Below are 9,732 nucleotides of genomic sequence, written 5' to 3' on the forward strand. Positions count from 1 at the left end.
TCTCCTCGTGGTCCCGGATGGTGTGGCAGACGTTCTGGCACAGGAAGCATTCGATGCACTTGCGGAACTCCTGGGAGCGCTCCACGTCCATCTGTGCCATCCGGTACTCGCCGGGCTGCAGTTCCTTCGGCGGAGCGAAAGAAGGTATCTCCCTGGCCTTCTCGTAGTTGAAGGACACATCCGTAACCAGATCGCGGATCACCGGGAAGGTGCGCAGCGGGGTGATCGTGATGGTGTCGGACTGTTCGAAGGTCGACATCCGGGTCATGCACATCAGCCGTGGGCGGCCGTTGATCTCCGCCGAACACGATCCGCACTTGCCGGCCTTGCAGTTCCACCGCACCGCGAGGTCGGGAGCCTGCTCGGCCTGCAGGCGGTGGATGATGTCGAGGACGACCTCGCCCTCGTTGACCTCGACGTTGAAGTCGTGCAGCCCGCCGCCCTCGTCGTCGCCGCGCCACACCTTGAGATTGGCCTGGTAGCTCATGTCAGCCCTTCCGTCCCGGATGCCGCGCGAGTTCGTCGTCGGTGAAGTACTTGCCGAGTTCCTCGATGTCGAAGAGTTCGAGCAGATCCTCGCGCATCGGAGCCTGCTCTTCGCGGGTCACGCTCACCTCGGGCATCACCGGGTCGTCGCCCTCGGTGCGGCACACCAGCAGACTGCGGCGCCATTCCGGGCTCATCGACGGGAAGTCGTCGCGGGTGTGGCCGCCGCGGCTCTCGGTGCGTGCCAGCGCCGACTTCGCCACGCATTCGCTGACCAGCAGCATGGTGCGCATGTCCATGGCCAGGTGCCAGCCCGGGTTGAACAGCCGGCCGCCACCGGACTCGATGTTGCGGAACCGGTCCTTGTACTCCTCGATCTTGGCCAGGGCCTCGCGCATCTCGCCGCCGCTGCGGATGATTCCGACCAGGTCGTTCATCGTGTGCTGGAGTTCGGCGTGCAGGGTGTAGGCGTTCTCCGGCTTGGCCTGCCCCTGCGGTCCGGTGAACGGCGCCAGCGCGATCGAGGCCGCCTCGTTGACCGCCTCTTCGCTGACCGCCGGCCGCTCGCGCAGGGCGCGCACGTAGTCGGCGGCGCCCAGCCCGGCGCGCCGGCCGAACACCAGAAGGTCCGACAGCGAGTTTCCGCCGAGGCGGTTGGAGCCGTGCATGCCGCCGGAGCACTCGCCCGCGGCGAACAGTCCGGGCGTGGCCGCGGCGCCGGTGTCCGGGTCCACCTCGATTCCGCCCATGACGTAATGGCAGGTGGGCCCGATCTCCATCGGCTCCTTGGTGATGTCGACCTCGGCCAGTTCGATGAACTGGTGGTACATCGAGGGCAGCCGCTTCTTGATGGTCTCGGCGGGGAGCCGGGACGCGATGTCGAGGAACACCCCGCCGTGCGGGCCGCCGCGCCCGGCCTTGACCTCCGAGTTGATGGCCCGGGCGACCTCGTCGCGGGGCAGCAGGTCCGGGGTGCGCCGCGCGGTGCCGTCACCCGAGCCCTGCTGCTCTGCCAGCCACTGGTCGGCCTCGGCCTCGGTCTCGGCGTACTGCCCCTTGAACACCGGCGGGATGTAGTTGAACATGAACCGCTCGCCGTTGGCGTTCTTGAGCACGCCGCCGTCTCCGCGCACGCCTTCGGTGACCAGGATGCCCTTGACCGACAGCGGCCAGACCATGCCGGTCGGATGGAACTGGATGAACTCCATGTTGATCAGCCCGGCCCCGGCGCGCAGTGCGAGGGCGTGCCCGTCGCCGGTGTACTCCCAGGAGTTCGACGACACCTTGAACGACTTGCCGATGCCGCCGGTGGCCAGCACCACCGCCGGAGCCTCGAACAGGATGAACTTCCCCGACTCGCGCCAGTAGCCGAACGCCCCGGCGATCCGTCCGCCGTCCTTGATCAATTCGGTGATCGAGCATTCGGCGAAGATCTTGATCCGGGCCTCGTAGTCACCGAGCTCGGCCTTGTCCTCCTGCTGAAGCGAGACGATCTTCTGCTGCAGGGTGCGGATGATCTCCAGGCCGGTGCGGTCACCGACGTGCGCGAGCCGCGGGTAGGTGTGGCCGCCGAAGTTGCGCTGGCTGATCCGGCCGTCCTTGGTCCGGTCGAACAGCGCGCCGTAGGTCTCCAGCTCCCACACCCGGTCCGGGGACTCCTGGGCGTGCAGTTCGGCCATCCGCCAGTTGTTGAGGAACTTTCCGCCGCGCATGGTGTCGGCGAAGTGCACCTTCCAGTTGTCCTTCGGGTTGGCGTTGCCCATCGCCGCCGCGCAGCCGCCCTCGGCCATCACCGTGTGCGCCTTGCCGAACAGCGACTTGGTCACCACGGCGACCTTCAGGCCCCGCTGGCGGGCCTCGATCACTGCGCGCAGTCCTGAGCCTCCGGCCCCGATCACGACGACGTCGTAGGAGTGCCGTTCGATCTCAACCATCTGTCCTCGCTTGAACTCGGTGGTGGATGTGGTTGTCAGCCAATGAATCTCAGGTCGGGAATGGTCCCGCTGGCGACCAGCATGATGTAGAAGTCAGTGAAAATCAGCGTGCCCAGCGTGATCCAGGCGAACAGTTTGTGCCGGGTGTTGAGCCTGCTGATCTGTGTCCACATCCAATACCGGACCGGATGCTGGGAGAAGTGCTTGAGCCGTCCGCCCATGACATGGCGGCAGGAGTGGCAGGACAGGGTGTAGGTCCACAGCAGGACGACGTTCGCCCACAGGATGAGATTGCCCAGGCCGAGCCCGAATCCGGAGGGGGAGTGCATGGCTTTGATGGCGTCGTAGGTGTTGATCACCGAGATGACTGCCGCGATGTAGAAGAAGTAGCGGTGCAGGTTCTGCAGGATCAGCGGGAAGCGGGACTCCCCGGTGTAGGTGGCGTGCGGCTCGGCCACCGCGCAGGCGGTCGGGGACTGCCAGACCGAGCGGTAGTAGGCGCCGCGGTAGTAGTAGCAGGTCAGCCGGAACAGCAGCAGGAACGGCAGCGAGAACAGCGCGAAGGGCAACAGCGATAAGGGACCCGATCCGGGCAGGATCTGCGGCCAGAAATCGCTTGCCTCCCCGCACTTCACGCTCATACACGGCGAGTAGAACGGCGTCAGGTAGTGGTACTTCTCGACGAAGAAGTGATCCCGCTGGAAGGCCCGGACCGTCGCGTAGATGATGAATATCGCGAACCCGATGTCGGTCAGGATGGGCGACTTCATCCAGTTGTCGGTGCGCAGCGTCCGCTGCGGGATCTGCGCCCGGCCGGGCGAGAAGACGCCGGTGGCACGCCGATTGGCGGTGGGTGCGCTCATCTGCAGTGATCCCTTCGGAGGCGGCTGCCTCGAAGATTACCCACGTCTAAGCCCTCGGCGAAAACGGGGGCAGGGCCCGCCGGCGCCCCTCTCAGCGCCGGTTGTGGCCTCCCACGCCCTCGTCGTCGACGTCGCGCCAGAACTCACGGTCGTAGGGGGTGTCGGGTACCGCGATCTTCTCGCCCGAGTGCACCGGCATGTGCGAGCTCAGTTCGAGTTCACCCGCGTCCAGCTCCAGAAGTTCCAGGTCAGAGGCAATCCGTTCGGCGTCGATCATCACCCGGCGCATTGCCGGGGAGTTGCCGTAGCGATGCTGCAACGCGCTCACGCACCGCCGCATATTGCCGATCAGGTGGTGCAGTTCGGCTAGTTCGGTGGCTCTGGACATGTGGTCTCCCCGGGCTCGAGTGATCGCGACTCCGTCTTCGATGCTAGACCCGTTTCGGCTGATGTGTGAGAGAGGTCACGTCGGCCGGCCGAACGGCTATTCGACCGCTGGCGCGCCTGAGTTCCGGTCGGCGTTCGCCGATAGCGAATTACCAGGCGTCGCCGTCGCGCCAGTCGCACACCAGGTCGCCGTCGGGATCCGGATCCACCCCGACCGGAAGGACGTAGACCGTGCCGTCGTCGTCGGGGGTGCGAACGACCCCGGACGGGGTCAGCACCGAGGTCGGGCCGCGCCACCGCAGCCAGCCGCGCGGGCGGTAGAGCCTCGCGCCCGAGCCCGAGGCGCTGAGGCCGCCGATCGGATACCCGCCGCGGATCACCTGTTCGGCGGCGTCCAGAACCGCATTGCCCAGGCCCTGGCCGCGCCAATCCTCCCGAACGGCAACACCTTCCACGTATCCGCAGCGTAACGCCGCACCGCGGTGCAGCAACCGGCGCTGGACCACCGCCGCGTGGGCGATCAGTGCGCCGCGGTGGGCGATGACAGCGTGCATCCCGCCGAGGGTGTGGTCCCAGTCGGCGTCGGTGAACTCCCCGGCGAAGGCGTCCACCAGCAGCCGGTGGGCGTTGGCGAGCGTCTCGCCGTCCAGGTCGCTGGTGTGGATCAGCCGGGCGGTGTGGACGGGCCTGGACGGGGAAGTCGTCACGGTCTCAGCTCTACCAGCCCGACGGGGCGGGCGCGGCGGTATGCGGCCGGTGCCAGTGCAGCCGCACCGGCTGGCCGGGCCTGAGTTGCGCCACGGTGTCGAGGTCGGCGTCGACGACCACGGCGATCACCGGGTAGCCGCCGGTGACGGGATGATCCGGCCCCAGAATGACCGGCTGCCCGTTGGGAGGGACCTGCACCGCGCCGCGGGTCGCCCCCTCGCTGGGTAGCTCACGGCCCGGCCACCGTGGCATCAGCGCCGGCCCGGTCAGCCGCAGACCCACCCTGTCGCTGCGCTCGGACACCACCCACCCGGTGCGGACCAGCGCGTCGGGGTCGGTGAACCAGTCGTCGCGCGGCCCGGCCACGGCCCTCAGGTCGACGCCTCCCGTGGGAACCGGAGCGACCGGAGCAAGGTCGAGTTCGGGGTAGCCGACACCGGTCCTGCCGACGGGTAGGACGTCGCCCGGTTGCAGCGGACGCGGGCCGAGGGCCGACAGCGTGTCATAGCTGCGCGATCCCAGCACGGGCGGTACGGCGATCCCGCCCCGCACGGCCAGATAGCTGCGCAGCCCCGCCGGCGGAACGCCGATGCTGAGCACCTGTCCGCTTTCGAGGCGACGAACGCTGTTCACGCCGAATGCGACTCCGTCGGACAGCGGGCAGGCGTCGGCCCCGGTGACCGCGACATCCACCGCACCGCCGCGCACGCACGCGCTGAAGCCGCCCATGGTGATCTCCAGCGTGGCGAAGCCGTCCGGGTTGGCCACCAGGCGGTTGGCCAGCCGGTGCGCACGCCGGTCGGCGGCACCGGAACGGGTGACCCCGATGTGGGCCAGCCCGGGCCGGCCGAGGTCCTCCACCAGGGTCAGCGCACCGGTCCGCAGCACCTCCAAAGCGGTCACGGCATCTCCCGGAACCGCACCCACCGTCCGGGCGTCAGCAGCGCCGGCTCGGGGCGGTCGAGATCCCACAACACGGCGTCGGTATGTCCGATCAGCTGCCAGCCGCCCGGCGACTCGCGCGGGTAGACGCCGCTGAACTCCCCGGCCAGCGCGACCGATCCGGCCGGCACCCGGGTGCGCGGCTCGGGTCGGCGGGGAACGGCAAGTATCGGATCCCCATCGGTCAGGTAGGCGAAACCCGGTGCGAAACCGCCGAATCCGACCCGCCAGGGTTTCCCGGTATGGGCCGCGACGACCTCGTCGGGATGCATGCTCAGCAGGTGGGCGACCTCGGCGAGGTCGGCGCCGTCGTAGACCACGTCTATCACCAGCTCGGTGGCCGCTTCGGGTTGCGCCTTTTCGGGCGGTCGGACGGCGAGTCCGGCCAGTCGGGCGCGGGTGGCGGGAAGACGGTCCGGCCCGGCCAGGGTGACCAGCACGGTGCGCGCGCCGGGCACGATGTCGGCCACCCCGGGCAGGGACTGCTCGCGGATGGCCTCGGTGAAGGCCAGAACCTCGGCGGTGCAGGCGCATTCGATCAGCAGTGCCCGGTCGCCATAGGCGCGCAACGTCACCCCGGGTTCCATCACACGAGAGCGGTGTAGGTGGGTTCGTGACGCTTGACGTAGGCGATCAACCGGTAGGTCACCGGGAGCATGACGACCTCGACTGCTGTCTTGTAGAACCAGCCCAGTGCGGCGTACGTGGCGAAGTCTCCGACGCTGCTGATGCCGATCGCCGGGGCCGCGATGGCGCAGAAGACCAGTGTGTCGCCGAGCTGACCGGCGAAGGTCGAACCGATCAGGCGGGCCCACAGGTGTCTCTCGCGGGTGTGCTGTTTGATCCTGACGACCGTCCAGGCGTTGATGGTCTGCCCGACGATGAAGCCGGCCAGACCGGCCACGATCAGTTGGGTGTAGGCGCCAACCACGTTGGCGAAGTGCTCCTGGTTCGGATAGAAGTCCGCAGCCGGCAGGTAGACGGTCACCCAGAATGCCAGCGCAGCAAGACCATTCATCAGAAAACCGAGGATGATCGCGCGCCGGGCGGCCCGGAATCCGTACACCTCGGCCAGAATGTCGCCGATGATGTAGGTCAGCGGGAAGACGATGAAACCGCCGTCGGTGATGATCGGCCCGAAGGCGACGCCCTTGGTGGCGGTCACGTTGGAGATGATCACCAGGGCGGTGAAGACGGCGACGAGGATCGGGTAGTACACGCTGCCCACCCGGGCGAAGCCGGGCGACTCCGGGACATCGACGTCGGTGGTCACAATCCCCAATCCAAGCACGCACGAGGCGCCGGCGGCTGCCACCCCGGACGGCCGTTCACCGGAGCGTCAGCGCGAGCGAGATTCCCAGCGCGAGCATGGTGACGGCGATCAGCGCGTCGAGAATCCGCCAGGTCCCCGGACTGGCGAAAACCCCGGCCAGCCGGCGGGCGCCGAAGCCGAGGGCGAAGAACCAGACCGCACTGGCCGACGCCGCGCCGGCGCCGAACAGCCAGCGGCCGTCGTGCCGCTGGTTGGCCAGCGTGCCCAGCAGCACCACCGTGTCGAGGTAGACGTGGGGGTTGAGGAAGGTCAGGGCCAGGCAGGTCAGCAGGACCGGCCCCAGCCGCGCAGGTGCGGCCTCGGCGGGGGTCAGCGCGGCCGGGCGAAGCGCCCGCCGCGCGGCGAGCAGGCCGTAGCCGACCAGGAAGGCCGCGCCGCCGAACCGGGCGAGCGCGGTGAGGTTCGGATGTGCCGTGATGAGCGCTCCCACGCCGGCAATCCCGGCCAGAATCAGGATGAGATCGGATGCGGCGCAGAGGATTACCACCGGCAGGACGTGCTCATTGCGGATACCCTGCCGAAGCACGAAGGCGTTTTGAGCGCCGATAGCGGCGATCAGGCTGATCGAGGTCGCGAATCCGAAGAGGAACGGAGTCACGGCCCGGCGGCGTCCACGGGGTCGCCGGCGCGGATCGTCCCAGAGGTCAGGGCGTCGGCGTGTACGTCGCCGACCGCGCGCATGGGCAACCGCGCACCCGGAGCTATGTGGATCGCGACCACTTTCATCCGGCGAAGTCTAGGGTGGGCGAGGTGACGGAGTCTGTCCGACGCCCGGCGGGTCCGCCCACCCGGTTCGGCCATCCGGTGGGCCTGGTCAACCTCTTCGGCGTCGAGTTGTGGGAGCGGTTCTCGTTCTACGGGATGCTCACGATTCTCGGCTATTACCTCTACTACTCGGCGACCGACGGCGGCCTGGGGCTGCCGAAGGCCACCGCCACCGGGATCGTCGGCGCCTACGGCGGATTCGTGTACCTGTCGACGGTGCTCGGCGGCTGGATCGCCGACCGTGTTCTCGGTATGGAGCGCACGGTCTTCTATGGCGGCGTCGTGGTGATGTGCGGGCATATCTCGCTGGCGATCCTGCCGGGGCTGACCGGCGTGGCGGTGGGTCTGGTGCTGATCGCCCTCGGCGCGGGGGCGCTGAAGGCCAACGCTTCTTCGTTGCTCGGGACGCTCTACGACGACGGTGATCCACGCCGGGACGGCGGGTTCACGCTGTTCTATCTGGGGATCAACCTCGGTGCGTTCATCGGGCCGCTGATCACCGGTCTGCTGCAGACCCGGCTGGGATTCCACTACGGTTTCGGCGCTGCGGCAGTGGGTATGGCCCTCGGCCTTGCCCAGTATGTGATCTTCCGGAGAAATCTCGGGGAGCACGGCCGTACGGTCGCGCATCCGTTGTCCCGCAGTGCGTTCTGGCGGGCAGCCGCGGTTGCGGCCACGGTGCTTTCGGTTATCGCCCTCGGTTTCGCCGGCGGGGTGGTGAAGCTGGCCACCCTTTCGCAGGTGACCACCGGGCTGATCGTCATCGCCTCGGTGGCCTACTTCACCGCGATGCTGACGAGCAGCAGGGTCACCCCGCTGGAGCGCACCCGGGTTCGGGCCTTCATCCCGCTTTTCATCGCCAACGCGGTGTTCTGGTCATTGTTCCAGCAGATCTTCACCGTGCTCGCGGTCTACTCCGACGAGCGGATGAACTGGTCGATCTTCGGCTGGACCGCGCCTTCGAGCTGGATCGGCTCCATCGAACCGGTGTGGATCATCCTGCTGTCACCCCTGTTCGCGGTCATGTGGACCAAACTCGGCAGACGCGCGCCGACCACCCCGCGCAAGTTCGCCTACGGCGTGATCGGCATGGGGTGCGCGTTCCTGCTGTTCCTGTCGATGGCCGGGACATCCGGTCGCTCCGTGCCGGTGCTCGTCGTGGTGGCGATCATGGGGGCGTTCGCCGTCTCGGAACTGCTGCTCTCCCCGATCGGGTTGTCGGTCACCACCCAATTGGCGCCCAACGCATTCCGTGCCCAGATGATGGCGCTCTACTTCTTCTCGGTCGGTCTGGGCACCGCGATGTCGGGGGTGCTGGCCAGGTACTACGACGCCGCGCACGAGGTGGCCTACTTCGGCATCATCGGCGTCGCGGCGGTGGTGGTCGGGCTGGTGGTGTGGGCGCTGGCGCCGCGTATCAGCGTCCTGATGGAGGGCGTGCACTGAGCTCCGCCGGAGTCCGTCGCCGGACCGGCCGGCAGGCGAGGTCGATCGGACTGGGTCGTCGGATTCAGCGGGACGTGTGTGAACGCCGCGCGGCGTACGGCCACGGATTGTTGCGCTCAGGCACCGACTCGGCGCGGCTCTGCTTGAGCCGCATCCGCAGCTGCCCACGCAACTCGTGCAGCGACGGGTCGTCCCAGCGGTTCTCCGCCTCGATCGGGTCCGCGGTGAGGTCGTAGAGCTCCCACTGGTCGTCCAGCGGGGTGGTGCGGTACATCTCGCCGCCGATTCCGTTGGACGCCAGTTGCCGGACTCCCGGTTCGGTCCACGTCGAGGGATCGTCGAAGCTTCGGACCAGCTTCCAGAGGGTCCCGTCGACCCTGACCACCAGACCCTCGAAGTTCGCGGCGGTATGCGCCGGAATCCGGATCCGAAGCGGCGCAGGCGGATTGGCGGTACGTCTGAGTTGGCGGCCCAGCCCTGACGCCCCCGAGTCGCCTTCGAGCATGTTGTCCCGAGTCATCAGGTACACCGCCCGGTCACCATCGGCCGGTGCGCCGTCGACCACCGGCATGAGGTTACGTCCGGGCAGCGGGTGCACCTCGCTGAAGGACTCGCGCAGCGTCTCCGTGACCGCCTCGACGTCGACTCCGGCCGCCCCGAGCAGGGTCGGCACCAGGTCCACGTGCGAGGTGGGGCTGTCCACCACCCGCGCCTCGGTGGGCCGGTCCCCGATCCGGGCCACGGTGAACGGCACCCGGGTGGCCTCGTCGTAGAGGTTGAACCATTTCTGGTGCAGGCCGCCGTGCGCCCCGAGCAGGTCGCCGTGATCGGCGGTGCGGACCAGCACGGCGTTCTGCGATCCGCCGGT

General features: G+C 68.2%; 12 protein-coding genes. 1 reads left to right on the plus strand and 11 read right to left on the minus strand.

The genetic code is table 11. The features are described 5' to 3' along the window. The 10 genes from ACKOQ4_RS13785 to ACKOQ4_RS13830 form a co-directional block, all read right to left on the minus strand. Nucleotides 1-487, minus strand: a 487-nt coding sequence (locus tag ACKOQ4_RS13785; protein WP_526292753.1) for a succinate dehydrogenase/fumarate reductase iron-sulfur subunit, incomplete at its 3' end; no start/stop codon positions are given. Between the two features lies 1 nt (nt 488). Then, nucleotides 489-2,420, minus strand: a complete 1,932-nt coding sequence (locus ACKOQ4_RS13790; protein ID WP_526292755.1) for a fumarate reductase/succinate dehydrogenase flavoprotein subunit — start codon at nt 2,418-2,420, stop codon at nt 489-491. Nucleotides 2,421-2,455: 35 nt separating this feature from the next. Beyond that, nucleotides 2,456-3,283 (minus strand): succinate dehydrogenase subunit SdhC, encoded by an 828-nt coding sequence (gene sdhC, locus ACKOQ4_RS13795; protein ID WP_526292757.1) that lies wholly within the window; start codon nt 3,281-3,283, stop codon nt 2,456-2,458. A 91-nt stretch (nt 3,284-3,374) separates the two neighbouring features. Then, nucleotides 3,375-3,671: an Rv0250c family protein gene (locus ACKOQ4_RS13800; RefSeq protein WP_526292759.1), complete on the minus strand. Its 297-nt coding sequence runs from the start codon at nt 3,669-3,671 to the stop codon at nt 3,375-3,377. 148 nt (nt 3,672-3,819) lie between these two features. Then, entirely contained in the window at nt 3,820-4,377 is a 558-nt protein-coding gene (locus ACKOQ4_RS13805) for a GNAT family N-acetyltransferase (protein ID WP_526292761.1), read from the minus strand. A gap of 10 nt (nt 4,378-4,387) precedes the next feature. Further along, nucleotides 4,388-5,281, minus strand: coding sequence for a 5-oxoprolinase subunit C family protein (locus ACKOQ4_RS13810; protein WP_526292763.1), 894 nt, complete (start codon nt 5,279-5,281; stop codon nt 4,388-4,390). Then, nucleotides 5,278-5,907, minus strand: coding sequence for a 5-oxoprolinase subunit B family protein (locus ACKOQ4_RS13815; RefSeq protein ID WP_526292775.1), 630 nt, complete (start codon nt 5,905-5,907; stop codon nt 5,278-5,280). The genes ACKOQ4_RS13810 and ACKOQ4_RS13815 overlap by 4 nt, the downstream gene beginning before the upstream one ends. Continuing rightward, a complete protein-coding gene (locus ACKOQ4_RS13820; protein ID WP_526292765.1) occupies nt 5,907-6,593 on the minus strand; it encodes a queuosine precursor transporter in 687 nt (228 codons plus the stop codon). Before ACKOQ4_RS13820 ends, ACKOQ4_RS13815 begins: the two co-directional genes overlap by 1 nt. A 55-nt stretch (nt 6,594-6,648) precedes the next feature. Then, entirely contained in the window at nt 6,649-7,251 is a 603-nt protein-coding gene (gene lysE, locus ACKOQ4_RS13825; protein ID WP_526292767.1) for an L-lysine exporter, read from the minus strand. Then, nucleotides 7,248-7,379, minus strand: a complete 132-nt coding sequence (locus tag ACKOQ4_RS13830; RefSeq protein WP_526292769.1) for a hypothetical protein — start codon at nt 7,377-7,379, stop codon at nt 7,248-7,250. The genes lysE and ACKOQ4_RS13830 overlap by 4 nt, the downstream gene beginning before the upstream one ends. Before the next feature lie 15 nt (nt 7,380-7,394). Here ACKOQ4_RS13830 and ACKOQ4_RS13835 point away from each other — a divergent pair, with 15 nt between their 5' ends. Beyond that, complete coding sequence (locus ACKOQ4_RS13835; RefSeq protein WP_526292771.1) at nt 7,395-8,864, plus strand: peptide MFS transporter; 1,470 nt, start codon at nt 7,395-7,397, stop codon at nt 8,862-8,864. 64 nt (nt 8,865-8,928) lie between these two features. Here ACKOQ4_RS13835 and ACKOQ4_RS13840 read toward each other — a convergent pair. Beyond that, nucleotides 8,929-9,732: sulfatase-like hydrolase/transferase (locus tag ACKOQ4_RS13840; RefSeq protein ID WP_526292773.1), on the minus strand; the 804-nt coding region annotated here is incomplete at its 5' end.

Source organism: Mycobacterium sp., from assembly GCF_046095365.1.
Taxonomy (GTDB): Bacteria; Actinomycetota; Actinomycetes; order Mycobacteriales; family Mycobacteriaceae; genus Mycobacterium.